The organism is Elioraea sp., assembly GCF_051860475.1.
GTDB lineage: Bacteria > Pseudomonadota > Alphaproteobacteria > Acetobacterales > Acetobacteraceae > Elioraea.
In genome coordinates, this window is record NZ_JBHYDW010000006.1 from 1 (window position 1) to 24134 (window position 24134).

20 protein-coding genes and 1 pseudogene are annotated in these 24134 nt (G+C 71.4%); 4 read left to right on the forward strand and 17 right to left on the reverse strand.

Going from position 1 to position 24134, the window contains the following annotated elements:
- Positions 1–161 precede the first annotated feature (161 nt).
- Positions 162–896: a PEP-CTERM sorting domain-containing protein gene (locus ACTIFU_RS02185; protein WP_439576643.1), complete on the reverse strand. Its 735-nt coding sequence runs from the start codon at positions 894–896 to the stop codon at positions 162–164.
- Positions 897–1205: 309 nt separating this feature from the next.
- On the opposite strand from ACTIFU_RS02185, the gene ACTIFU_RS02190 reads away from it, so the two are divergent.
- Both ACTIFU_RS02190 and ACTIFU_RS02195 read left to right on the forward strand, forming a co-directional pair.
- Complete coding sequence (locus tag ACTIFU_RS02190) at positions 1206–1448, forward strand: antitoxin MazE family protein (RefSeq protein ID WP_439576644.1); 243 nt, start codon at positions 1206–1208, stop codon at positions 1446–1448.
- Positions 1435–1767, forward strand: coding sequence for a type II toxin-antitoxin system PemK/MazF family toxin (locus ACTIFU_RS02195; RefSeq protein WP_439576645.1), 333 nt, complete (start codon positions 1435–1437; stop codon positions 1765–1767). Before ACTIFU_RS02190 ends, ACTIFU_RS02195 begins: the two co-directional genes overlap by 14 nt.
- 132 nt (positions 1768–1899) lie before the next feature.
- Here ACTIFU_RS02195 and xrtA read toward each other — a convergent pair whose 3' ends face one another.
- The 7 genes and pseudogenes from xrtA to ACTIFU_RS02230 all read right to left on the reverse strand — a co-directional run bounded on the left by xrtA (position 1900) and on the right by ACTIFU_RS02230 (position 12299).
- On the reverse strand, positions 1900–3399 hold the full coding sequence (xrtA, locus tag ACTIFU_RS02200; RefSeq protein ID WP_439576646.1) for an exosortase A: 1500 nt from the start codon (positions 3397–3399) through the stop codon (positions 1900–1902).
- Positions 3400–3534: 135 nt separating this feature from the next.
- Positions 3535–4257, reverse strand: a complete 723-nt coding sequence (locus ACTIFU_RS02205) for an FxDxF family PEP-CTERM protein (protein WP_439576647.1) — start codon at positions 4255–4257, stop codon at positions 3535–3537.
- A gap of 221 nt (positions 4258–4478) precedes the next feature.
- Positions 4479–9257, reverse strand: a complete 4779-nt coding sequence (locus ACTIFU_RS02210; protein WP_439576648.1) for a carbohydrate-binding domain-containing protein — start codon at positions 9255–9257, stop codon at positions 4479–4481.
- Positions 9258–9467: 210 nt separating this feature from the next.
- Positions 9468–10676 carry a TIGR03087 family PEP-CTERM/XrtA system glycosyltransferase gene (locus tag ACTIFU_RS02215; protein WP_439576649.1) on the reverse strand — a complete coding sequence of 403 codons (1209 nt, stop codon included), beginning with the start codon at positions 10674–10676 and terminating at the stop codon, positions 9468–9470.
- A 34-nt stretch (positions 10677–10710) separates the two neighbouring features.
- The gene (locus ACTIFU_RS02220) at positions 10711–10851 is read right to left on the reverse strand and encodes a hypothetical protein (RefSeq protein WP_439576650.1); all 141 of its coding nucleotides are present in this window, start codon (positions 10849–10851) and stop codon (positions 10711–10713) included.
- A gap of 37 nt (positions 10852–10888) precedes the next feature.
- Positions 10889–11119: pseudogene (locus ACTIFU_RS02225) on the reverse strand (recombinase family protein); the annotation flags it as partial.
- Between the two features lie 10 nt (positions 11120–11129).
- A complete protein-coding gene (locus ACTIFU_RS02230; protein WP_439576651.1) occupies positions 11130–12299 on the reverse strand; it encodes a sulfite oxidase in 1170 nt (389 codons plus the stop codon).
- A 40-nt stretch (positions 12300–12339) separates the two neighbouring features.
- Between ACTIFU_RS02230 and ACTIFU_RS02235 the strand changes: the two genes are divergently transcribed.
- Positions 12340–12648 (forward strand): hypothetical protein, encoded by a 309-nt coding sequence (locus ACTIFU_RS02235; protein WP_439576652.1) that lies wholly within the window; start codon positions 12340–12342, stop codon positions 12646–12648.
- A 628-nt stretch (positions 12649–13276) separates the two neighbouring features.
- On the opposite strand, the gene ACTIFU_RS02240 is transcribed toward ACTIFU_RS02235, so the two are convergent.
- The 9 genes from ACTIFU_RS02240 to ACTIFU_RS02280 form a co-directional block, all read right to left on the reverse strand.
- Positions 13277–14320 (reverse strand): FemAB family XrtA/PEP-CTERM system-associated protein, encoded by a 1044-nt coding sequence (locus ACTIFU_RS02240; protein WP_439576653.1) that lies wholly within the window; start codon positions 14318–14320, stop codon positions 13277–13279.
- Between the two features lie 10 nt (positions 14321–14330).
- Complete coding sequence (locus ACTIFU_RS02245; RefSeq protein ID WP_439576654.1) at positions 14331–15056, reverse strand: TylF/MycF/NovP-related O-methyltransferase; 726 nt, start codon at positions 15054–15056, stop codon at positions 14331–14333.
- A 169-nt stretch (positions 15057–15225) separates the two neighbouring features.
- Complete coding sequence (locus ACTIFU_RS02250; protein WP_439576655.1) at positions 15226–16104, reverse strand: hypothetical protein; 879 nt, start codon at positions 16102–16104, stop codon at positions 15226–15228.
- A gap of 21 nt (positions 16105–16125) precedes the next feature.
- Positions 16126–16971: an XrtA system polysaccharide deacetylase gene (locus ACTIFU_RS02255; protein ID WP_439576656.1), complete on the reverse strand. Its 846-nt coding sequence runs from the start codon at positions 16969–16971 to the stop codon at positions 16126–16128.
- A complete protein-coding gene (locus ACTIFU_RS02260; RefSeq protein ID WP_439576657.1) occupies positions 16968–17978 on the reverse strand; it encodes an AAA family ATPase in 1011 nt (336 codons plus the stop codon). The genes ACTIFU_RS02255 and ACTIFU_RS02260 overlap by 4 nt, the downstream gene beginning before the upstream one ends.
- A gap of 12 nt (positions 17979–17990) precedes the next feature.
- Positions 17991–19667, reverse strand: coding sequence for a TIGR03016 family PEP-CTERM system-associated outer membrane protein (locus tag ACTIFU_RS02265; protein WP_439576658.1), 1677 nt, complete (start codon positions 19665–19667; stop codon positions 17991–17993).
- Positions 19668–19713: 46 nt separating this feature from the next.
- Positions 19714–20682 carry a P-loop NTPase gene (locus tag ACTIFU_RS02270; protein WP_439576659.1) on the reverse strand — a complete coding sequence of 323 codons (969 nt, stop codon included), beginning with the start codon at positions 20680–20682 and terminating at the stop codon, positions 19714–19716.
- Positions 20679–22232, reverse strand: a complete 1554-nt coding sequence (locus ACTIFU_RS02275) for an XrtA system polysaccharide chain length determinant (protein ID WP_439576660.1) — start codon at positions 22230–22232, stop codon at positions 20679–20681. Before ACTIFU_RS02275 ends, ACTIFU_RS02270 begins: the two co-directional genes overlap by 4 nt.
- Positions 22233–22236: 4 nt before the next feature.
- Positions 22237–22869: an XrtA/PEP-CTERM system exopolysaccharide export protein gene (locus ACTIFU_RS02280; RefSeq protein WP_439576661.1), complete on the reverse strand. Its 633-nt coding sequence runs from the start codon at positions 22867–22869 to the stop codon at positions 22237–22239.
- 529 nt (positions 22870–23398) lie between these two features.
- On the opposite strand from ACTIFU_RS02280, the gene ACTIFU_RS02285 reads away from it, so the two are divergent.
- A complete protein-coding gene (locus tag ACTIFU_RS02285; protein ID WP_439576662.1) occupies positions 23399–24121 on the forward strand; it encodes a sugar transferase in 723 nt (240 codons plus the stop codon).
- Positions 24122–24134: the final 13 nt, after the last annotated feature.

Sequence of the window (24134 nt, forward strand, 5' to 3'; positions counted from 1 at the left end):
CGCTCTCCCGCACGCGGGAGAGGGGACCTGGCGGCGCCGCACGACTCCCTCTCCCCCGCGAGGGGGAGAGGGTTGGGGTGAGGGGGAACGGCGAAAAGCGAAGGGCCGGGAGGTCGCCCTCCCGGCCCTTGTCTCAGGCCGCCGTCAGCGGGGAGCGCGCGTCAGCGCGCGCTGCGCCGGCGCAGCGCGTAGCCGAGGCCGAGCAGACCCATGCCGAGCAGCGCAAGCGACGCGGGCTCCGGCACCGGGGTGCCGTTGGGCGGCGGGTTGCCAACGAACCGACCAAGGATCGACAGGCCCGAGAGGGCGGGAATCTGTCCGCCCGGGTTCGGCAGGACGATCTCGAACGTGCCGGTGCCGCTGTTCGGGCTGACCGTCAGCAGGACGTTCGGCAGGATGTAGGCCGCGTCGCCCGTGGAAGCCTTCAGGTTGATGCCGAGATCGATGATCATCGGCAAGTCGCTCGGCGCCGGGTCGGTCCAGGTCAGGATGTAGCTTCCGCTGGAGCTGCCGACGGCGGCCGACAGGGTGAAGTCGAGACCGAAGGCCGAACCGGCGTTCGGTGCGCCACCGTTCGTGTCGTCGCGGACGATGAACACGAAATCGTCCGCCGCGCCGGGGGCCGTCAGGGCATTGTTGAACGCCGTGGTGGTGGCGCCTGGGCTTGCATTGGCGGGAGAGATCGCCGCGCACGAGGTCGCGTAGTAGCTCACCGAGGGCGGGTAGTTGATGGTCAGCGAGACATCGCTGGTGGCGGCCGTCCCCCCGCAGCTCGGGGCCGCGTACGCCGCGCCGCTCATCCCGCCGATCGCCAGCATCGCCGCGCCGGCCAATCCCCCGAGAGCAACCTTGCCGAGTTGCATCAATCTGCTCCGTTTCTCGACCTGCCGCCGCATCATGGCGCCTGTCTGGCTCGTGCAATATCAATGCATGTTCCGGGCCAACACCGGATTGCCGCTGATTGTGACAGTCCGGCGCACCTGGGCTGGGGCGGGTGTAAGATTTTCCGACATGACTTCGTGCTGGGGTCGTTTTCAACTTCCGCGCGAGGCCGCCGGCCCTCACCCTGGCCCTCTCCCACGGACGAGGGAGGCAACCCGGTGGCGACGGCGCGTCCCCTCTCCCGCATGCGAGAGGGACAGGGTGAGGGCCGCCGCGACCGCACGCCCGCTTGACCGCGCCCCCCACAGTGTTACATGTAACAAATGCCCCCGCCCGCGCGCCCGACCCGCTCCCGCGTCGCCGCCCACCGCGCCGGCCTGCGCGCGCGTGGGTTGAGACCGGTCCAGATCTGGGTGCCCGACACCCGCGCGCCTGGCTTCGCCGCCGAGGCACGCCGCCAGGCGCGCCTGGTCGATGCGACTCCGGGCTTCGACGACACCATGGAGTTCCTCGAACGCGTCTCGGTGTTCGACGCGGAGGACGAGGAGCCCCGTGCACCGGGGTGACGTGGTGCTGATCGCCGATCGCGGCGCCGGCGACTATGCCGGGAAGCCGCGCCCGGCGGTGGTGGTGCAGTCCGACCTGTTCGCCGGGACGCGCTCGCTGATCGTCTGTCCGCTCACCACCGAGGGCCGGGACGCGCCACTCCTGCGCGTGCCCGTCACGCCCGGCCCCGCCCTGCCGCTCGCCGCGCCCTGCTGGGTGATGGTCGAGAAGGTCACCGCGGTGCGGCGCGACCGCGCGCGTGGCACGGTCGGGCGGCTCGCGCGCGAGGAGATGCTGGCGCTCGAACGCTGTCTTGCCGTGGTGCTCGGGTTCGGCTGAGGCGGTGTAAGGGTTTCCGACGGGGGCGGCCCCCCTCACCCTGACCCTCTCCCCCTTGCGGGGGCGAGGGAACCCGGTGGCGCCGGCGCGTCCCCTCTCCCGCGTGCGGGAGAGGGCCAGGGTGAGGGCCCCTCAGCGCCGCGACAGCGACGCCGCCTGGGCCGCCAACCCCTCGGCCTGCGCCTCGAGCAGCGCCTGGATCGCCGTCCGGCCCTGCACGGGGACCGTGCCCTCCGGCGCCCTGAGCTCCACCGCCGCCACCACCGGATGACCGCGCCCGCCGGCAAGGCTGTTCAGCGCCTGGTCCGCCCGGCTGCGCAGCCCGTCGCCCACCGCGCGCCCATCCAGCCACGAGGCGGTGGCGACCAGCCGGCCCTCGGCGCCCTGCTGGCGCACGCGCCAGGCGCCGCCGCCGCCGATCGGCACGGTGAAGGTGAGATCCTGGTCGTGCTCCTGCGCGATCCGCCGCCGTGCGCCGGCGACCTCGTTCCAGGTCGCGGCCTGGGGGAACACCAGCACGCGGGCGGAGACCGTGAAGCCGGCGCAGTCGGTCGTGGTGCAGCCCGCGGGCAGGGCGAGACGCGGCGCGGGCTCGTCGGGCGCGCGCGCGCCCTCGGCCTGCAACGTGGCCGCCGCCGCGGGCCCTGCGGCGGCGAGCGCGACCCCCAGCACCGCCGCCCCGGCCAGCATCGCCGGCCGCGGCCGGGCAGGGCTCGCGGGGCGGGCCAGCCGGCGCCACCAGCCCTCGCCGGGCTTCTCCGGCCGGTCCTCGCGGAACGGCAGCCCGGCCAGGATCAGCAGCAGCAGCACCACCGAGAAGAAGCCCCAGCCGTAGATCACGTGGTCGGCCGCCGCCGCCTCGGCGCTGCCCAGATACTCGGCGGCGATGACGATGCCGAGGGCGCGGATGCCGTTGGCGATGATCGGCACGATGATGGCGAGCGCCATCACGATCAGCCGCCGCCCAGGGCTGCGGAACATGGTCGCGGCATAGAGCGCGCCGAACGCCAGGGCGGCGATCGCGAAGCGCAAGCCGGCACAGGCCTCGGCGACGTGGAACAGCCCCGCCGGGGTCTCGATCAGCAGCCCCTCGGAGTAGTGCGAGATCCCCCAGAGGGTCAGCCCGACCTCGATGAACCGGGCGGTGATGAGCTGGAGATACGGCACCGTGAAGCCGCCGAACGGGACCAGGAAGATCGTGTAGGCGAGCGGGATCGCCATCGCCGCCGCGGCGCGCCAGCCGATCACGCTCAGCACGAAGACCTGGATCAGCGCCCAGGCGGTGAGCTGGCGGCCCTCCATGATGCCCAGCCGCTCCGCCACCAGCCAGGCGAGGGCGGGCGGGATTGCCAGCAGCGCGAGCAGGGGCTGGGGGCGCGGCGCGAGCACGGCGAGGCGGTGGCGGCGCTGCCAGGCGAGCCAGGCGGCGATCGGCGCGATCAGCCAGCAATGGTTGTAGGCGGTGGAGGTCTCCCAGACCCGCACCGCCGCTGCCGCCTCGGTCCAGAACACCGCGAGCAGCGCGGCGAGCCCGGCCAGCAGCGCGAGCGCGGCCGGCCGCCAGTCCGCGGGCGCGGGCGTCGCTTCGGTCGCGGCGGGGGGCGGGGCGACCGTCTGGCCGATCGCGTTCATCGGGGGCTCCGCGGTGGTGGTGGCGGCGTCTCGATCCTAGCGTGATGTGTCGCAGAACGGGCGGGCGGGGTCAAAACACGAAAAGGGCGGCACCTCGCGGTGCCGCCCCTTCGTGGCGGTTCCAGCCGGGCCGGATCAGCCGCGGCGGCGGCGCGCGGCGAAGCCAAGGCCCGCGAGGCCCATGCCGAGCAGCGCGAGCGAGGCCGGCTCGGGCACCGGCGTGACCAGACCCTTGATCTGGAACGACAGCGCCGAGGAGCCGGGCTTGCTGCCCGTCCAGTTCAGCGTCGCCTTGCCGGCCAGCGTGAAGTCGCCAGTGATGCCTTCGATCAGCCACCATTCCGCGCCGTTCGCGTTCACGCTGGCGAAGGAACCGCTGCCGACCAGGTCGCTGTCCAGCATCAGATCGGTGATGTTCAGGCTGCTCGCGCCCGAGGTGCGCAGGCGCAGGGCGAGGGCGTTGACGTCCTCCACCAGGGCGTCGGTGTAGGTTGCCGAGTAGTTGCCCATGCTGAAGGTGACGGCATCGCCGACCCGCGCCAGGGTGAAGGCGACCGGAGCATTGTTGCCGCTGTTGTTGCCCCAGATCCACTGCGTCGAGCCGCCGGCGATCGGGCCGGCATTGGTGAAGTTCGGCGGTGTGTGCAGACCGATCTCGTAGTCACCCGACAGCGTGTTGCTGCCGACGCGGCCCTGGGCGACGAACGCCTCGGCCACGCCGGGTTCGGTCAGGAAGGCGTTGAACGCGGCATCGTTGGCGAAGGGCTGGGTGACGACCGGCGCGGCCTGGGCCGCGGCGGTCAGGCCGACGGCGAAGGCCCCGGCAAGGGCGGTGGTCTTGAGGCTGAACGAGGACATGGCTGCTCCCGGCAGATCAGGTTGAACGGATGGTCCCGGCGGTCAGCAAGGGTTGTGCCAGGTGCGCGAAGTTCCTGATCCGCTTCGCCCTTGCATTGCGCCGCGGCATCGTTCGTGCCGGGGTGTAAGGTTTTCCGACAGGATTCCGTGCCCGCGGCGCACCGAACTCCCGTCCTCCCGGCGAAGCGGCGGGGGACGGGAACCACCCCCGCCGCCGCCGGTCAGGCGAACAGCGCCTCGGGGTTCAGCACGATCGTGTCGAGCGCAAGCCTGCGCTGCCCTTCCAGCACCACGCTGCCGCCCTCGAAGCCGATCACCGTGTCCATGCCGGCCTGCGTGACGGAGAGGCTCGCCGCCGCCATGCCCTCGAACAGCAGACGGTCCTGTGCCGGGTTGAAGTCGGTCACCCGGTAGGCGCCGGGGGCCCGCACGACCAGCAGATCCTGGCCCGCCCCTGTGGTGATCCGGTCGGCGCCGCCGTTGAGCAGGAACACGTCGGCGCCGTCCGAACCGACCAGCACCTCGTCCGCCGCGCTGCCGGCATGGACGGTGAACCGGAACAGGCCGGAGGCACCGAAATCATGGCGCAGGGTCGGCAGGTCGAGCCCGTCGTGCACGACCTGCGCCAGGCGCGGTCCGGCGGCCGGCAGGGTGGCGTCGGCGGTGTCGTAGCGCAGCACGAATTCGGTGCTGCCGGCCGCCGCGACGTCGATCGCGACCGTCTGCGGCAGTCCGGCGCCCGGCTCGCGCAGCGGCGGCCGATGCGCAAACACGAGCTCGCCATTGGCCTCGATCCGGAGGAGTCCGTGCGCGCGGCCGCCGTCGTCAGAGAAGTGGAACAGCAGCGGGCGGTCGCCCGGGTCGGAAGCCGCGGGGGGCGGGGCGGGGGCCTCGGGCGGTGCCTCCGCCTCGGGCTCCGCTGGCGCCGGGGGCGACGGCTCCGCCTCGGGCATTCTGGGCAGGACGTTGACCTCGAAGCCGCGCATGCCCGCATCCGCCATGGTCACGACGCTGCCGGGCACGGCATGGCCGTTGACCGTGATCCCCTCGATGTGCAGCGCCCGCTCGCCGAGATCCTGCCGGTACAGCACGGCGATCGGCACGGTCCCGGTGAAGTCGCCGCGCACGATCACCGTGTCGGCCACCCCATCGGACTTCAGCGCCTGCGCCTCGATCGTGTGCCGCGCGGGGTAGGTCACGCCGGCGACCATCACGGCGTAGAACGCCGAGCCCTCGAACGGGGTCTGCGAGATGCGGAACACCACCTCGTCCGGCCCCGACCCGAACACATGCATCGCCGGTTCGCGCGGCGTGGGCGGCGGCTCAGGTTCGGAGGGCGGTGGCGGGGGTGGAGGGGGCGCCTCCGAGACCGGCGGCGGCGATGGCGGAGGCACGGAGGGCAGCGTGGCCGACAGGCCGATCATGGCGGTGTCGCCGGTCAGCAGCAGATTCTTCTGGTCGACGGCGACGGCGAGGCCGTTGAACGTCGCCGACTGGATGAACAGGTTCCGATCCGCGCTCGTGTTGCCGTAATACGCGTCGTTGGTGAACCGGATCGCGATCGTCGTGTTGGCGTCGAACTCGCCGCGGATGATCAGCGTGTCGGTCTCGTTCTTTGCGCGCAGCGCCGAGGCCACCTGCACGCCGTCGAGCTGTACTCCGTCGACCAGCACGACATACTCGGCCGAGCCGTCGAACCAGGACTGGTTCAGCCGTACCACCACCTGATCGGCCCCCTCGCCCAGTTCGACGGTCTTCGGCGTGAGCTCGGCAACCGGCGCGAGGAAGAAGATCGGCGCAACCTGCAACGGCGCCGTGGAAGGCGGCGGCGCCGGCACGCCGACCGTCGCGGTCGAAACCGCGCCGTTGGAGAGCAGCCCCCATTGCGATACCGCAAGCGCCGCGCCGTTCATCTCGGCGGCATGGACGAAGATGTCGCGGCCCTTGTTCCAGCCGGCATGCGTGTCGTTCATGAACTTCAGCCCGACCGCGGTGCCGTCGGGGAAGCTGCCGCGCACGATCACGGTGTCGTACTCGCCATTGGCAAGCAGCGCGTTGACCGTCTGGCGCCCGCCGAGTTCCACGCCGTTGACCAGCACGACGTACTCGGACTTGCCCTGCCAGTAGTTCTGGTTGACCTGGAACACCATCTCGTCCGGACCGCTGCCGACCACCACCGTCTTCGGCGTCAGGTCCGGGCGCTCGAAGGCGATCACGGCGGTCTCGTTCTGCGCCATCAGGCTCTTCTTCGGCGCGATGTCGAGCGTCTCGCCGTTGAGCGTGGCCGACTGCACGTACAGGTTCCGGTCGCGGCCATAGCCGTCGCTCAGGTCGTTGACGTAACGGATCGCCAGCTTGACCGGACCGTCGGAGAAATGGCCGCGGATGATCAGCGTGTCGGTCTCGCCGGCGGAGCGGAACGCCGCGGCCTCCTGCACCCCGCCGACCTGCTTGCCGTCGAGCAGCACGACGTACTTGGCGGAGTCGAGGTACCAGTCCTGGTTCAGCCGGATTACCACCTCGTCCGGCCCGTCGCCGAGCGCCACCGTCTTCGGCGGCAGCGGGTCGATCTCGGGAATCGCGATGACGTTCGGCTCCGGCTTCACGAGCGCCGGCGGGCTGATCATCGTCCCGTCGGCCTTGAACACGAAATCCTGCGGCGTGTTGTTCGCGAGATAGGCGCGCGTCGGCAGATCCTCGCCGTTGTAGCTGATCGCGTTGACGTAGAGGTTGCGGTCGCGTGCGAGCGAGCCGAAATAGAGGTCGTTGGTCATCTGCACGCGCACGGTGACGGTGTCGCCGAAATCGCCGCGGATCGTCACGGTGTCGGCCTCGGCGAGCGACTTCAGCGCCGAGGCGGTGAACACGCCGCCCACCTGCTTGCCGTCGACGGAAATGACGTACTGGGCGCTGCCATTGAACCAGTCCTGCGAGATCTTCAGCACGATCTCGTCGGGCCCCGTGCCGATCACGTGCGCGGCCGGCTTGTTCGCGGTGGTCGGGTAGAGCGGATCGTTCATGTAGAGATCGTGCAGCTCGCGGATCGTCACCGCGAACTGGGGCACGCGGACGTAGTTGTCGGTGCGCGCACCGGGCGGGGCGAGGGCGAGGAAGGTCTCGACCGCGTCGCGATAGCGCGCGTCGCCGGTGGCGGCGTAGGCCATGGTGAGGCCGCCCACCAGCATCCGGTGGTATTCCTGCTCGGTGTAGGTGAACGCCCCGTCGGCATAGGTGCCGGCGGCGCGCATCACGTCCGCGACATCGCTCCAGCGGGTCAGCGGCGTGCCGTTCACGGCGGTCGGGATCGTGATCACCGCCGCGTTGTGCGGATCGAAGCCCTTGCTGGCCGAGTTGAGCGCGCCGAGCAGGAAGTTGGACATGAAGTCCAGCACCTGCAGCGCTTCCGTGCTGCCGCGCAGCGCGGAGAGCGCGACCACGCCGGCGAACATGTTGGTCTGCCAGACCGGGATGTGATCGCCGTAGGCCGCGCTCGGAATGAACCCGGCGATCTCGCCATAGGTCGCGGTCCAGGCGTTGGCGTTGGCGAGAACCCAGTTCCAGTTGTCGGCGATCGTTTTGGTGAAGAACGCCGCCTCGGTGCTGCCGTCCTCGGCGATCCAGGCGGCGTGTTCGAGCTGGCGCATCGACCAGGCGGCGCTGCGCAGCTGGGCGTCACGGATGACGATGCCCTCGCCGTTGCCGCGCACCGCCGGCCAGACATCCATCAGCGAGTGCGAGGCCTGGGTCATGACGTTGTCGTAGATCCAGCGCTCGCCCGTCAGCAGGTAGGGCACGAAGGAGAGGTCGGGCTGGTGCGCCCGGTCGGGCCCCCAGCCGGTGTCGGTGGAGACCTGCTGGGTGAGGCCGGTGGAGGCGCTGCTGCCGGGAGTGCCGGTGCCGCCGCGCCCGTCGGTCCAGAGCCGGGGATAGTGCTCGGTGGTGAGCACCGTGCCGTTGGCCATGTCATAGAAGTTCCACGGCACGTAGCCGGCGACCTTGGCCTGGCCGAGCGCGTAGTCCGCCGCCGCGGCATCCTGGCTGATGATCCAGGAGGCGTTCGGCGCGGTGGTGTAGCCGATGTCCGGCCGCCCGCCGGCATTGCCCATGGACTGGGCGACCCCGTGGTTCCAGAAGATCTCGCCCCATTGGGGGTTGTTGGCGACCTGCTCGTAGTAGTGCCGCAGGTCTCCGGGGTTGATGACGAAGTCGGTGTCGTACTGGAAGATCGCTGCCGCAGCCTTCAGGTACTCGATGTCGTGCTTGATGTTCAGCCAGCCTTCCTGCGGCGCGCCGAGGCCCTGGATGCCGTGCGCCTCGTTCGAGCTGAAGTCCAGGCTGACCCGCTGGTACTGACCATGGCTCAGGCCCTGCTCGAACACCGTCGCGCCGTCCAGCGTGACGGTGGCGACATAGTTGAGCCGCCCGCCGACCGCTTCCATCGCGCGGTCGTTGTTGAGCCCGACGGTGAAGCGGATCTCGCCATCGGCGTAGCCGGTGACGTCGAGCACCACGCGCAGCGAGGAGTTCTCGACCGGGATCTCGACGCGCGCCTGGGTCGCGAACGGGCCCTGCTGCCAGAACGACGCCGTGCCGGTCGCGATCGCCTGCGTGACGGCCGCGCCGATGTCGATGCCGAGCGGCGCCCGGCCGTCCTCGATCGCGAGCGTCAGGCTGGCGCTGTGCCCGGCAAGCACCTGCGCGAGCGAGACCGGCGCGGCCGGCGCTGCGGCCCCGCCGGCGAGCAGGGTCGCGGTCGCCTCCTGCCACGGCGCGAGCTCCGGCCGCTCCATGGTCAGCACCGCCATCTTCACCGACCCGTCGGGGTGGGTGTTGCGCACATCGACCTGCACCGCGACGAGCTGGCCGCCGATCTCGGCCAGCAACTGCTGGCCGGGCAGCAGGTCGCCGGCCTGGAAGGTCTGGCCGAAGGACGCGAAACCGCCCGCGAGGGTCAGCACGCCAGCATTCTGGAACGTCACCTGGGTGATCGGATCGGGCATTCGTGTCTCCGGGCTCTCGGCAGTCGGGGGGGCCCGAGGCGCCGGAGTGGCACACCCGGGAACGGGGGGGTCCGAGACGCCATGCGTAACGCGGTCTGTCAGACTGGCGTCAGCGCCTGACGATGAATTCTCGCTACGGTTGTCGGCTTGGAGCCTGACTGTGGCGAGAACAAGGTGGCTCCCCCTGCGGACAACGCCGCGCGGAACGGCCTACGCCGTCAGCACCGCGTCCAGGCGCCGGAGCGTGGCCGCCCAGTCATGCGCGGCCCGGACGGCCGCGCGCGCGGCCGTGCCGAGCCGCGGATGCGCCCCGTCCAGCACCGAGGCGACGGCGGCAGCGGTCGCCGCCGCACCCTCCGCCACCAGCAGGTCCTGGCCCGGGACAGCGCGGACACCCTCGAACGCCGCCGGGGTCGCGACCACGGGCCGGGCCATCGCCATCGCCTCCAGCACCTTGTTCTGGATGCCGCGCGCGATCGCGAGCGGCGCAACCGCGACCGCGGCATGCGCCAGATACGGGCGCACATCCGGCACCGTGCCTGTCACGTGCACGCCGGGCAGGGAGGCAAGCGCCTGCACTGCCGGCGCAGGGTTCGCACCGACGATCCAGAACGAGGGCGGCGGCGCGCGGCGGCGCAGGAGCGGCAGCACGGACGCGGCGAACCATGCCACCGCCTCGACATTCGGGCGGTAGCCCATGGTGCCGGTGAACACGATCGGCACGACCCCGTCCGGGTAGGGGCTCGGCCAGTCGTGCGCGGGATCGAACCGGGCGAGATCCACCCCGTTCTCGACCCAATCGACGCGCCCCGCACAGTCGGGCGCGAGCGTGACGAAGTGCCGCGCCTCCTCCTCGGAGACGAACAGGGTGCGGTCGAAGTCGAGGGCGGCGCGCCGCTCGAGGCCGAGCAACGTGCGCGCCTCGCGCGCCCAGACGAGCCGCATCGGCGGCTTCGCCCCGGCGGCGTAGGCCTGCCACTTGGCCGAATCGACGTCGACCATGTCGAGCACGCGTCGGAAGTCCGGCCGGTGCGCCTCGGGTCCCATCACGTAGGGCGCCATGGCCGAGGAATAGACCAGGGCCGCGTCCCAGCGGCGGTCGCACAGCCCCTGACGGACCCAGGCGGCGAGCATGGGGTGGTGGAACCAGCCGAGCGAGAGCGGCTGGCCGGGCCGCAGCCGGGTCAGTGCCCGTGCCGCTGCCTGCCACCGGCCGCGCAGCCGCTGCGCCTCGACATGGGCGCAGCGGGCGCGGAGCGTCGCGAGGTGGTCGAGGTCGCGCGGGTCATCGACCAGGCAGCCGAGCTCCACCGTCCAGGAGCCGGCGAGGTGGTCGAGCATGTGCCAGGCGCGGATCTTCTCGCCCTTGTCGGGCGGATAGGGGATGCGGTGGGCCAGGAAGAGCAGGCGGCGGGGCATCGGCGCCCCTTACAGCATGTCCGTTGCCCCGGGCCTACCGCCGCGCGCGGCGCAGTCCCGCGAGGATCCCCGCGTTCGGCACACCCTCGGCGTCTAGCAGGGCTGCGAAGCCCGGCGCGATCGCCACCACGCCGCCCGGCAACAGGTCGGCGAAGCCCGCGAAGGTGAAGGCCACACCGCTGCCCGCATGGGCGATCCCGCCCGCGCCCGCGCAGCTCCTCCGCGGTGCTGACCAGGTGCCGCAGGTCGCGGCCGAGGCGGTCCAGTCGCCACAGCACGAGCGTGTCGCCGGGCCGCAGCGCCTTGAGACACGCGGCAAGGCCTGGCCGGTCGTCGTGCCGGCCGGAGGCGAGATCCTGATAGATGCGCCCCGCGTCCACGCCGGCGGCGAGCAGCGCGTCGTACGGCGGGGCGAGCGTCGGCGCGGAGTTACCCCCGCCCAGTCGGGTTCCCTCAGCCGATACGGACGCGCCGCGTCACCTGCCCGTTGCTCTCCCAGTAGGTGCGCTTGTTGGCGATCAACGGGTCGTCCATCGCCGGCTGCACCCGCCCCGCGGCGTCGGTCGCCCGCGACGTGACCGCGTGCTCGCCCGGCCTCGGGTCGGCCCACTCCAGCGACCAGATCTTCCACGCGAACTCGGCGTCCTCGGTGCGGTCGATGACGGCCGGCACCCACGCGCCGCCGTCGATCTGCACCTCGACCCGCGCCACGTCGCCGCCCCACGCCGCGCCGACGATCCGGTGCCGCCCCTCCAGCCGCGTGACCCTCGCCGGCGCGGACTTGAGCAGCGCCCGCCCCACCGAGGTCTCCACGCCCACCATCCGCCCGTTGCGCGGCTCCTCCCGGAGGGTCACGTAGTCCCGCGCCATGAACCGGCCCATGTAGCGCCGGTCGCGCACCTCGATCCGCTCAAGCCACTTCACGTTGGCGATGCCGTACCAGCCCGGCGCGATCAGCCGCAGCGGGAATCCGTTCGCCTGGGGCAGCGGCACCCCGTTCATCTCGTAGCAGAGCAGGTTCTGCGGGCTCATCGCGTCGGCGAGTGACATGCTGCGGGCGAAGTGCTGCCGCGTCCGGACCGTGCGCACCACCTCCTCTCCGGTGTCGGCGCCGAAGAACACCACCTCGATGCCGTCCCGCAGCACCCCGGCCTCCTCCAGGACCGCGGCGAGCGGCGTGCCCGCCCACCGGGCGTTGCCGATGCCGCCGACGAAGAAGGGCGGGCCGTGATTGCCGGCGCACTCCAGCGTGAATACGACTTCGCGCCGCGGCCGGGCCTTGATCTCGGCGAGCGAGAAGGTGCGCGGTCGTTGGACGCGGCCGGAAAGCTCCAGCTTCCAGGATGCCTCGTCGAGCGCCGGCCAGTCGTAGTGCCCGATCTGGAAGAATCTCTCGTTGGGGGTGATCCAGGAGCCGAGTTCCTCCCAGCGAAGGACGTTGCGGACGACGTCGGGCACCGGGTTGGCCGCCGGCTGGTCGAGCCAGGGCAGGACCTCCTCGCCGGTCCTGCTCGGGAAGGCCCAGGCGGGGACCGCGGCGTGAGCGAGCGCCAGCCCCGTGAGCGTCGCCGCGGCGCCCCCGCGGGCCAGAAGGTCCCTGCGCAGCATGCCTTCGGTGTTCATCGCTCGCCTCCTCGGTTCCACGGCCGGATGAGGCCCGGCGGTGCACGCGGCGGCTATCCGCTTTCGGTCAGCCCATCCGCGGACGGCCAGATTCTTCATCGCCGGGCGGTACGGCGCCGCCGCGCTCTGGCTGCGGAAGGAAGTGCTGGCGAACCCCGCCGCCGCCTGGGTCAACCGCCAGCTCGCCGCGAACTACGCCCTGCTCGGCGACCGCCCCGCCGCGCTCGGCGCGATGTGCCGCGCATACCCGGACGCCACGGTGGACAGCGTCGCGGCGGTCCCCCCGCCCATCGCCGCGTGCCGCGAGCGAACCGTCGAGACGCTGGCCGGGCGCGGCCTGCCCCGCTGACCGGGGTGCGCGGCCGCGCGGCAAGGCCTTCGACGCCCGCCGTACCGACCCCTAGGCGCCCGGCCGGAGCCCGCCGTGGCGTGCACGCGGAACTGGGAGCAGTGCAAGCGCCTGCCTGCCGGCCCCGCCAGGGCGCTGCTCAGGATCCTCGATCGCGCGCCGGAGGCGGCGCTCGCAGCCCTTGGCTGACGCTTGCGTAGGCAAGCCAAAAGATGATTGTGACAACAGCGTTCAAGAAATCTCTCGCTTAAAATGTAGAAACTCGGTCGAAACAGCATGTTAGCCGGCCCTTAGCCGGACCCCGGCCTTCATCCAACTGTCATCAAAATGCAATCGGAGAGTCTCGGACCGCACGTAGAACGAGGGCGCGGCCTGCGTAAGGCCGCGCCCTGGAAGGAGGTCAAAAAGATGAGCCCCTTTGAGGCCATCACTGTAAGCCTTCTAGGCCTAGGGGTCCTCTGCCGAGCCCTCGACATCTACCTGAAGTGGAAGACCGGCAGCGGCTCAAAGTCCTAGGGTGGGGGTCCCCCCTTTGTGCAGAAGGGGGGACCTTCCAGGCGGTCTATTACCGCACACTACTCGCGCTGGGCAATACGATCTCCTAGCAGCGGGAAGGAGGACGAGCACCCTACCCCAACCCGCGCACGAGTGGCGGCCCCAGCACGTTCGCGACCGGCACCGGCAGGCGCTTCCAGAGCGCGATGAACAGCCGGTACTTCGGGTTGCTCGGGTTGTTCTCGGGGATCGCCGCGCCAGGGGCGAGCCGGTAGCAGTAGTGCAGCTGCTCGGGCTCGAAGCCCCAGTTCTTCTTGTAGTCGAACGCGCCGGTGCCGGACTTGGAGCGGCCGAAATCGAACCGCGTCGCCCCCCGCTCGTTGCCGGCCCGGCGCATCACCTCCCAGTACATCACCTCGTTGGCCGAGAGCTGGCGCGCGGCGACCGTGCCGCCGCCGTAATAGGGCAGCACCTCGCCCCGGAAGTGGAAGTTCAGCACCGCGGCGGCCGGGCGTCCTTCGTGCAGCACGGTGGTGACGTCGTGCTCGTCGGGGAACGCCTCGGCGAGGGCACGGAAATACCGTCGCGGGAACACCGGCGAGCCGAGGTTGCGCACGGACTCGGCATAGACCCGGTGCAGCGTGTCGGTGTCGCTGTTCGAGACCGAGGTGAGCCCGCGCTTGAAGCCCTTGCGCACTTCGGCGCGCTGCTTGCGCGGGATGTTGCGCGCCATGTCCTTCTCGTCGTCGCCGGTGAGCGCGATGGCTTTCCGGAACGTGTAGTAGAGCGGCGGCCGGGCGGCCCAGCCCGGGTCCTCGGCGGCGATGCGGCGGAACTCGAGCGCGGGCGCGCCAAGTTTCGTCTGCAGATCGATCGCATGGGCTTCGAGGGCGGCGGCCGCCTCGGGTGTCGCGGCCGCGGTGCCGCCATAGACGCAGAACGGCGTCGAGGCGAGCACGTCGCCGAACAGCAGCGTCTTCATGCGCGCGAGCGGCAGCACGCCGACGATCGCGCCGTCCTGCTCGGCATACGCGTAGTGCGTCGCGTGGCCGAACACGTCGCGGATCACGCGTTCCCAGCCAGAGCGATGGAAGAACGTCGCCGCCTCGGTCGCGCGCACGAAGTCGTCCCAGGCGGGTGCACTCGCCGCATCGAGGACGCGAATGCGGACGGTCATGCGCGTCTCCTCAGCGTTCGGCGCGTTCGAGGATGCAGAACTTGCCGGCCATTGGCAGCGGCATGTGGCGGACGAAACGTCCGGCCGAGGCATCAACGAACTCGTCGACCGCAAGCTGCGCACCCTCGGAGAAGAAACCGTAGTCGTCCACCACAATCCATCCACCGGGCTGCAGCACGCGGTCGAGGAACTGCAGCGCGTCCCGGATCGGCTCGTAGAAGTCGAAATCGACATAGGCGAAGCAGGCCGTGTCAGGCACATCGGGCCGCGCGAGAGTCTTTTTAATCCAGCCCTTGATCAGCCGCGTCCGCTCCGGCGGGAAGCCTCCCTTGGCCAGCTTGTCGCGCACCTGGTCCTCGGTCGCGCGCATCTGGCCGCGATACGCTGCCATCGAGCCGAGCCCGGCGATGTCGTCGATCAGCCGGTCCTTCCCGGTCGGCTCGGGCAGGCCCTCGAAGCTGTCGAACAGCCAGAGCGTGCGGGTCGGGTCGTGCAGGATCTCCTGCGCGAGCAGCCGCGACGTCGCGCCCTCGTTGCAGCCGAACTCGCACACATCGCCCGACAGCGCGAGTGCCTGGTGCAGATGATGGACGATGTAGATCGCCTCGCCGACGGTGGTGCCGTGCAGCTCGTGCAGCGCATCCGCCCGTCGCCCGTCCCGCGGCAGGTCAGGGAAGACGAAGCGCCGGTACAGCTCCTCGATCTCCACCACGTCCTTCTTGTGGACGGCGCGCATGGTCCGCAGCTGGCGCCATTCGTCTTGTGCGACGGCTACATAGCCGAAGCGGTCGAGGAGGGTTCGGCCGGCAGCTCGGAGCATTGAAGAAAGCATCCGGCGTGTTCCCCCCTGACCGCATGCGTGTGGCTCTCAGCGCGGCGCCGGTTAAGCCTTGCCGGGCGGCGGCTCACCGGCGCGGCCGCAGCACCAGCAGGTAGTCGGCGGCGTCGCGGATCAGCGCGGTCTCGCACGCCTCCCAGAGCAGCGCGCGCACGACGTGCCAGACCGGCAGCGCGTCCTCCTTGATGTCCTCGATCACCAGCACGCCATGAGCGGAGAGCGCATCGAGCGCGAACAGCAGAACCGCCAGATTCGCGCCCGGCGAATGCAGCCCGTCATCGATGATCACGTCGAAGCCCTGAGCGCCCGCGATCGCACGCAGTTCGGCGAAACTTGCGAGATCCGTCTGGTCGACGAACACCGTCGCGATCCGCTCCTCGCGGAACAGGATCGCCCGGTCGACATCGGCGCCGTGGATCTCGGCACCGGGCAGGTAGTCGCGGAACGCGCGCAGCGAGGCGCCCGGCCGCCCCTCGACGCCCATGTGCGAGGCGATCGCGGTGTTCGGCGTGCCGAGGCCGATCTCGAGCAGCCGCGAGACCCGCGGCAGATCGGCGAAGACCTTGGCGTAGACGTAGTGGTAGCTGTGGAAATTCGCCTTGTCGCTGCCGTAGCGGTTCAGGAGTGCGGCGAGCGCCTCGGCCTCGGCATGGCGCTCGGCGCAGAATGCCTGCGCGGTCACCTCCTCGAACACCGCCGGCCGATCGCGGCGCAGCAGCAGGTTCAGCAGCGGGAAGGTGCTGCGCACCGACTGCCAGGTCAGGTCGGCGAGCAGGCCCTGGCTGCCGCGGGAGTTCGGCACGAAGGCCGGCAGGTCCTTGAGGACCCGCTCGCTCATCACCTGCTGGCCGACCTGCTGCCTGATGCGGCGCTTGATCGCCCCGCTGAACGGCATCGCCCGTGCGGCGAACGAGAGCAGGGAGTCGATCGTCTGGTCACGCGGCATCCGGCTCTCCGTTTTTCCGGCTCATGACGCCGCGATCGTGGGTGCGAACACCTGGTCCATCCGGCCCCAGGCGAAGTCGCACAGCAGCCGGGCGACGCGCCCTTCCATGGCCGCGAGCCCGACATAGTGGCGGAAGCGCGCGAGCCGCCCGGCCGCCACGCGCGGCTGATCCGGATCGACCTCCCAGGGGTGGAAGTAGAACAGTCCGGCCGTGCCGCCGGCGTTCACGCGCCTGAGCCCGGCGCGGAACAGCGCGTAGGGCACCAGGCGGAACCAGCCGCCGCCGGCGCAGGGCAGGTTGCGCCCGCCCACGCGCACCGTGGTCATCGGCAGTTCCACCACGCCCGAGGGGTCCGGCCAGTGCGGGCCGCGCGGCGCGTCCGGCTCGCCGTACAGGTCGTGTTTCACCGGGAACACCGAGGATGAGTAGCGATGCCCCTCCTCGGCCAGCACCGCATGCGCCCACGGCGCCGAACGCCGGCCGATCGAGAAGGTCGGCGCGCGGTAGCCGATCACCGTCACGCCGCCCGTGTCCTCCAGCACCGCCTTGGCGCGGCGGAGATCGGCGCGGAACGCCTCCGGCCCGATCGCATGCACCAGTTCGTGGCCGTAGCCATGGCTCGCGAGCTCGTGGCCGCCCGCGACGATGCGCCGGATCAGCGCCTTGTGCCGTTCCGCCACCCAGCCGAGGGTGAAGAAGGTCGCGCGCACGTCCGCGCCCTCGAACAGCGCCAGGATGCGCTCGGTGTTCGCCTCGACCCGGCGCGGCAACGACTCCCAGGCGGAACGGCCGATCGTCCCGGCGAAGGCCTGGACCTGGAACCAGTCCTCCACGTCCACGCTCATCGCGTTGACGGGAGCGCTCATCGCCGCCCTTCCAGCCCCGAGAACAGGTCCATCAGCCGGTTGAACAGGCGCTCACGCCGCGCCGCCTGGATCTCCAGCATCTCGATCCGGCGCGCGAGATCCGCGATCGCCGAGGCCGGCACCGTCCCGCCCTCGTGCGCCGGCTGATGCTGCGCGGCGAACTCGCGCAGCGGCGCCCGGCCCGCGGGCTGCCCGCCGGTGAGATCCTCCTCGAGCTCGCGCGCGGTGATCTCGACCATTGGCGCGGTCAGCGTCTGCGCGTGTTCGAGCGCGCCGCCGAGCAGCACGCGCGCGCAGAGCCGGTTGATCCGGCGCGGGATGCCGGAGCTGAAGCGATGGACAAGGTCGAGCGCGGCCGGCTCCCACTGCGGCGTGCCGGACCAGCCGACCGCGCGCATGCGGTGCTCGACATAGGCATGCGTCTCGTCCTTGGAGAGCCCGCCGAGATGATAGGAGGCGAGCACGCGCTGCCGGAGCTGGTCGAGATCGGGGCTGGCGATCGTGCGGCGGAGCTGCGGCTGGCCGAGCAGGATGGTCTGCAGCAGCGCGCGGCCGTCCTCGGTCACGTTCGAGAGCATGCGGAGCTCTTCGAGCGCCGAGGGCGGCAGCCCTTGCGCCTCGTCGACGATCAGCAGATGCCGCCGACCGACGCTCTCGCCTGCGCGCAGCGCGTCCATGATGCCGCGCAGCACGGCGGCCTTGGTGCCGTCGGAGGCGACGCCGAAGGCGTCGGCGACGAGCCGCAGCAGATCGTCGCCCGCAACCTGGCTGGTCATGATGCGCGCGACGGTGAAGCTTGTGGGATCGAGCTCGTCGCAGAGCCGCTCGACCAGCGTGGTCTTCCCCGCACCCACCTCGCCGGTGATGATCACGAAGCCCTCGCGCTGCGCGAGCCCGTAGACCAGATGCGCATGCGCGCGCGCGTGCACGCTCGAGGCGAAGAACAGCCGCGCATCCGGCGTCATCAGGAACGGATGCGCGGTGAAGCCGTAGTAGTCGAGATACATGGGGTGGCCCCCTCAGAAGGTCTTCTGCAGCGCCGCCACGATGATGTTCTGCAGCACGCTGCCGTCGAGCCCGCCGCCGTCGCGGTAACTCACACGGTAGCTCAACGAGCCTGCCAGGGTCGGGTTGATCAAATGTGTCAGCGCGGCGCCGGCGGTATAGTTGTTGGTGTCGCCCCGGCCTTCCCGCGTGCTGATGCCGTAGCGGGCGAAGGCGCTGAGATTGGTCGCCTCGTCGAGCGGGCGCGACCAGCTCACGCTGATCGAGGAGGCCTTCTGCGCGAACTGGGGCGTGGTCTGATCCGGCGCCGCCGCGACCGGGCGGCGGTTCTCGTGGGTCAGCGCGAGCGTGACGACGTCACGCCTGAGCATGTGGCTGAGCGAGACCGTGGCGCTGCGGGTGCGGAACAGCCCGCCCTGGATGCCGAGCAGCGAGCCCGCCCCGGAGGGCAGCACCGGCGCGCCGGTCTGCGCGTCCACCGGGTTGCCGAGCGGGTCGAGCACGATCGCCTGCAGCAGATCCGAGGCGCTCAGCGCCGAGGTGCTGATCCGGTCGGTGTAGCTCGCGAAGATCCGGGTGCGCGGCCCGAGCTCGGTCCGGCCCTGCACGAAGGCCGAATCGTAGCCGTCCCGGCGGCCGTACTTGACGGTGATGGAGGTCGCCTCGTTGGGCGTGAAGCGCACGCCGGCGGCCCAGATCAGCCCCTCGAACCGGGTCACGGGCACGGTGTTGTAGCGCTGCTGCTCGTAGCCGACCTCGACCAGCCCGGCGATTGCGCGGGTGATGGCGTAGCCGGCCTCCAGCAGCACATCCCGGCGATAGGCGCCGTCATAGATGCCCTGGCCGTCGAACTCGGTGGCATTGACGCTGCCCTGCAGCAGCAGCCGGCCGAAATCCTCACCCGAGCGGATCACCGCATAGCCGGTGTGCGAGCTGAACTCCGAGGCGCTGAAGCCGACCGGACCGAACCCGGTGTTGCTCGGCGCCCGGCGGTCCGTCGCGCGGCTCTGGTCGGTGAAGCTGTAGGTGTAGCCTGCGCGCAGCGTGGCCAGGTTCCGGAAGCGCTGTACGATGTAAGGCGAGATCGAGGCGGTGAAGGTCTGCACCTGGTCGTTGCGAGTGATCGCGGTGTTGTCGTCCTGGGCGAAGCCGCTCGACAGCGACTGCACCGAGGCCGAGGCGCGGGCGTCGAGGAACAGCAGATCCGGCACGAGGATCGTCGACACCTGGCCGAACCCGCGATGCACCAGCTGATTCTGGTCGCTGTTGCTGACGTAGAAGCTGGCGGTCGGCGCGTAGCTCAGCGTGCCCTGCATCCGCGCCGTATCGGCCCGCACCAGGATCCCCGGCGTGACGCCGAAGATCAGGTCGGATTGCCGGTTGCGCGGCGTGCCGCGGATGTTGTCGTTGAAGGTCAGGCTGAGGCCGAGGCTCGGTGTGATGGTCCAGGCACGGGGCGGCCCGACCGGAGCGGCGTAGAGGGCGGTGAAGGGGAAGCCGAGTGTGCCCGGGCGGAATGGCGAGTCCGGGGCGACGAAGGTGCCCGGGGCGGGCGGCGGCGCGGCGCGGGCCGGCGGAGCCGGCGGGCCGGCCGGGGCGGGGGAGAGATCGGTCTGCGCGGCGCCGGGCGGGGCAGCGAGCAGGGCGAGCAGGGCACCGGACCACCCCGCATGCCGCAGCGGCCCGAACAAAGTGGGCCGTGCACCATCAGGGGGACGGAACGATCGGCGCGCGGTCCTAGCCGCTCGGCGGCGCAGCGTACGCATCATAGCCGCCGTATGCGCCGAAGGTGTCGTTGGCTGTCAATACCGCACGGTTGAGCAACAGCTGCAGGTTCGGGCAGGCCTCGACCAGATCGAGCGCCGCCTCGACCTCGGCCCGCTGGGTCCGCTCGGCCTCGACCACCATCACCACCTGGCCGACGATCGGGGCGAGGATCGGGGCGTCGGAGGTGGAGAGGCAGGGGGGTGTGTCGAGCACGATGATGTGGTCGGGCAGCGCGGCGGCGAGCCGCGACAGCGCCGCCGTCATCATCGTCCCGGGTGTCATGACCGGCTGGCCGGCCGGGTGCGGCCCGTAGGACAGGAAGGAGAGGCGCGGGACCGCGGTCGGCACCAGCAGCGCCTGCGGGGCACGGTTCGGCTCGGCGGCGAGCATGCGCAGCCCGGGCGTCTCGGCATGGCCGAGCAGGCGGCTGACCGAGAGATGCTTGCCGTCGGCATCGACCAGCACCACCGGGCGCGCGCCCGAGCCCGCGATCGCGGCGGCGAGGTTGAGCGCGGTGAAGGTCTTGCCCTCGCCCGGCCGGGCCGAGGCGATCATCACCATGCGGCCGCAGCGGCCGTCGACCGAGGGCGTGGTCTTCACCGTGCGCAGCACGGCGTGCTGGGTGACCGCGATCTCCTCGGAGATGCGCGACCGGCCCGGCCCGGTCGACCCGGACACCAGCCCGGCCTTCACCATCACGTCGAGCGGGATCGGCGGGAGCGCGGCCGGGGCGGGTTGCCCGGCCGGCTGGGTCGGCGCGGCGGGCCTGGGGGGCGGCGTCAGCGCCGCGGGAGCCGCGGCCGGCAGCGTGGGCGGCGGGGTGGTCTGCGGGGTGGTCTGCGGCGGGACGGCCGGGCGCGGGTCGCGCGCCTCCATCCCGCCCATCGCCTCGACGGCACGCTCGACCAGGTGGGCGCGGCCCTTCGGCGCGGAGTTCATGCGATCAGCCTCGCGACCAGATTGGGGACCTTCGCCATCAGCGCCGGACCGCCCGCCACCACCACGCCATAGGCCGCGATGAGCAGCGCGAGCCCGGCGGCGAAGGCGACCGCGGCGCCGGCGCGGCGCACCGGCCGGGCGGAGGAGATCGCGCCGAGCACCGGCAGGCCGAGCTTGCGCAGGTCGTGCACGGTGTAGAAGCCGCGGTCGAGCTGCACCAGCAGCAGCGCCAGCATGCCGCCGGCGCCGAGCCCGGCGAACAGCACGCCGGTGGCGAACAGCAGCCGGTTCGGCCCGATCGGGGTCAGCGGCACGGTCGGCGGCTCGACCACTTCGAGGCGCACGCGGTCGGCATCGGTGCGCGCGGCCCCGGCGATCTGCAGCGACTCGCGCCGCGACAGCAGCTCCTCGTAGTTCCGCCGCAGCACGTCGTAGTCGCGGTTGAGGTTGACATACTCGGCCTGCAGCTGCGGCGCCGTGCGCAGCAGGTTCTCCAGCCGCTCGACCTCGGCCTCGACGTCGCGGATCTGGCGCTCGAGCGAGGCGATCTCGGAGTCGCTGTCGAGCACGCGCAGCTTCAGCTGCTCGTGCAGCGGATTGGGCGCGCCGCCGCCGGCCGCTGCGCGCGGCGCGCTGCTGCTGCCGCCCCCCCCGCCGCCGCCGCGGGCTCCCTGCGCGCGCAGCTCGGCGATCATCGCGCGCGTGGCGAGCACCTCGGGGTGCTGATCGGTGAAGCGCAGCAGCAGGTCGCGCAGATTGCGCTCGGCCGTGGCGAGGCGCGGGTCGCCGCCGCCGCCGCCGCCGGTGGCCGGGCCGGCGAGCGTGGCGGGGGTATTGGCGAGCTGCTGCTGCAGCAGGATGCGCCGCTGGGTGGAGTCCTCGTGCTGGCCGCGCAGCGCGGTCAGCCGCCCGCGCGCCTGGTCGAGTTTGCTGACGCCGCCGAAACTGTCCGACGGCAGGAGGTCGATGTAGCGGGCGCGGAACTCGGCGCGCTTCTGCTCGACCGCGCGCAGCTGCGTCTCGTAGCTGGCGAGCTGCTGGGCGACGAACTGGCGCGCGGTCTGCATCTGCTGGCGGTCGGTGCTGGTGGCCGCCTCGATGAACAGGTTGATCACGGTCTGCACCACCGCATGCGCCATCCGCGGCTCGTGGTCACGGAACTCGACGCGGAACAGGCTGCGCGTCTGCGGCATGATCCTGATCTCGCGGCCGAGCCGCTCGATCAGCGCCTCGCGCGAGGCAGGATCGGTCACGCGCAGGTCGAGATCGGTGCGCGCGACCACGCGCTCGAGGTTGGGGCGGCTGAGCAGGGTGCGCTGGAGCGTCTCGACCTGACGTTCGGGCGCGCCGTCGGTGGCGATGTCGCGCAGCACCGAGCCGAGGATCGCATCCACGTCGGCATAGACGCGCGCATTCGCCTGGTAGACGTCGGGCATCCGGTAGACCGCGATCCAGCCCACGCCGCAGACCAGCCAGGCCAGCAGCAACGCCTTCCAGCGGTGCCGCCAGCTGGCCGCGGCGTAGCGTCGGATCAGCGCGCCAATGTCCATGGTCTCAGAACCAGCCCTGCGGGATGACGAGCGTGTCGCCGGGGCGCATCGGCAGGTCCTGGGAGACATCGCCGTCGCGCAGAAGGTCGGAGAGTCGCACGGAGATCACCTCGGCCGGTCCGCCGACAGTCTCGCGGCGAATGATTTCCGCACTGTTTCCGGCGGCATAGCGGGTGAGCCCACCGGCCGCGATCATCACGTCAAGCACGCTCATGCCCTCGCGGTAGGGCAGGGCGACGGGCTGGGCAGCCTCGCCGATCACGCGGATCTGGCGGGACGGCGGGCCGACGAAGGAGGTGACCAGCACGGTGACGAAGGGCTCGCGCACGAACTTGCGCAACTCCGCCTCGATCGCGGTGGACAGCTGGGAGGGGGTGCGGCCGGCAGCAACCAGGTCCTGCACGAGCGGGGTGGAGATCCGCCCATCCGGGCGCACCGGCACCGAGGCGTTCAGCTCCGGCAGGCGATAGACGACGATGCTGAGCGTGTCGCCCGCGCCGATCACGTATTCGGGCGCGTCCATCGCCGGCAGCACCGGGCGGGGATCGGTGGCCGGCAGGTTGACGTTGCGCGGGCCGCAGGCGCCGAGCGCAAGCAGCACCATGAGGGCTATGAGGTGGGGGGATCGACCGTTCATCGCTGTCGCCTCGCTCTCCTGTCGGTACGGGCCTGTAGATTACGGCTGATCCTCGGCCGCCGGAACGGTCGGCATGCAACGCGACGCCTGCTGGCGATGGACCGTTCTTAGCAATGCCCGACGGCGGAGACAATAGAAAAAAACTAAACCACACGCATTTTCGAGACTGTTTTCCGCTGCAGGACCACTTTTCCCGACCGACTCACCCGAATACCGCAACCCTACGTTGTCTTTCGCCTCAACAGCCACCCTGCAACCCTTGGGACGCTTCCGGGGAGCCCCGGCATTCATTTCGCCCTCACGGTCCTGCGCCGCTTCGGTGTAGAAGGAGCGGGCAAGGCAACCGGGTCGTGTAAAAAAGCATGAGCGCTCTCGCGATTTGTGCATTCCCGACTGGACTCTGGAAAAAATTTTGTCTTGGGCCCCGCCGGGGGGCCACCCATGGGGGGACGCCCCGCCGGCCTTCGGGCCGGCGCCGACGCGGGTGCGCGCGGACCAGCTCCGCCGCGCGCCCGGAGCGGAGGACGCGATGACACACTGGCCCGGCCCCGCCGCCCGTTTCGATCGCCCGCCGCGCCGCGCCGTGGCCAGACCGCTCCGCGGCGTCCTTCCCGCCAGAAGCGACGCCGCGACCGAACCCTGCCTCGACGTCGACCGCCTGCCGCCGGGCTGGCTCGCCGAGGCCCGGCCCCGCCGCGACGGCCCGGCCCCGGCGGCACTGCGCCGCGCGATCGAGATCCTGCTCGCCGGCCTGGTGCTCGCCCTCGCCGCCCCGCTGCTCGCGGCCGCGGCGCTGAGCGCCCGGCTCGACGGTGCCGGCCCGGTGCTGGCGCGCGTGCCGCGGGTCGGCCGGCGCGGCCGCCCCTTCACGCTCTACCGCCTGCGCGTGCGCGCGGGCGGTCTCGGCCGGCTGCTGCGGCTCTGCCGGATCGAGGACGTGCCCCAGCTCGTCAACGTGCTGAAAGGCGAGATGGCCCTGGTCGGGCCCCGCCCCGAGGCGCCCGAGGCGGCCGCCGAGCACGCCCGCTGGATCGTCCGCTGGCGCGACCGCGAGGCGGTGCGCCCCGGCGTCACCGGCTGGGCCCAGGTGCACCAGGCCGTCACCCATCTCGATCGCGGCGGCTCGCTCGCCCAGGCCCGCCGCATGCTCGGTTACGACCTCTACTATGTGCGGCACCAGAGCCTCGGCCTGGATCTCCGGATCCTGCTCGCCACGCTCCGCGTCGTGCTGCTCCAGGAGGAGGCGCGCTAGCCTTGGCGTCCGC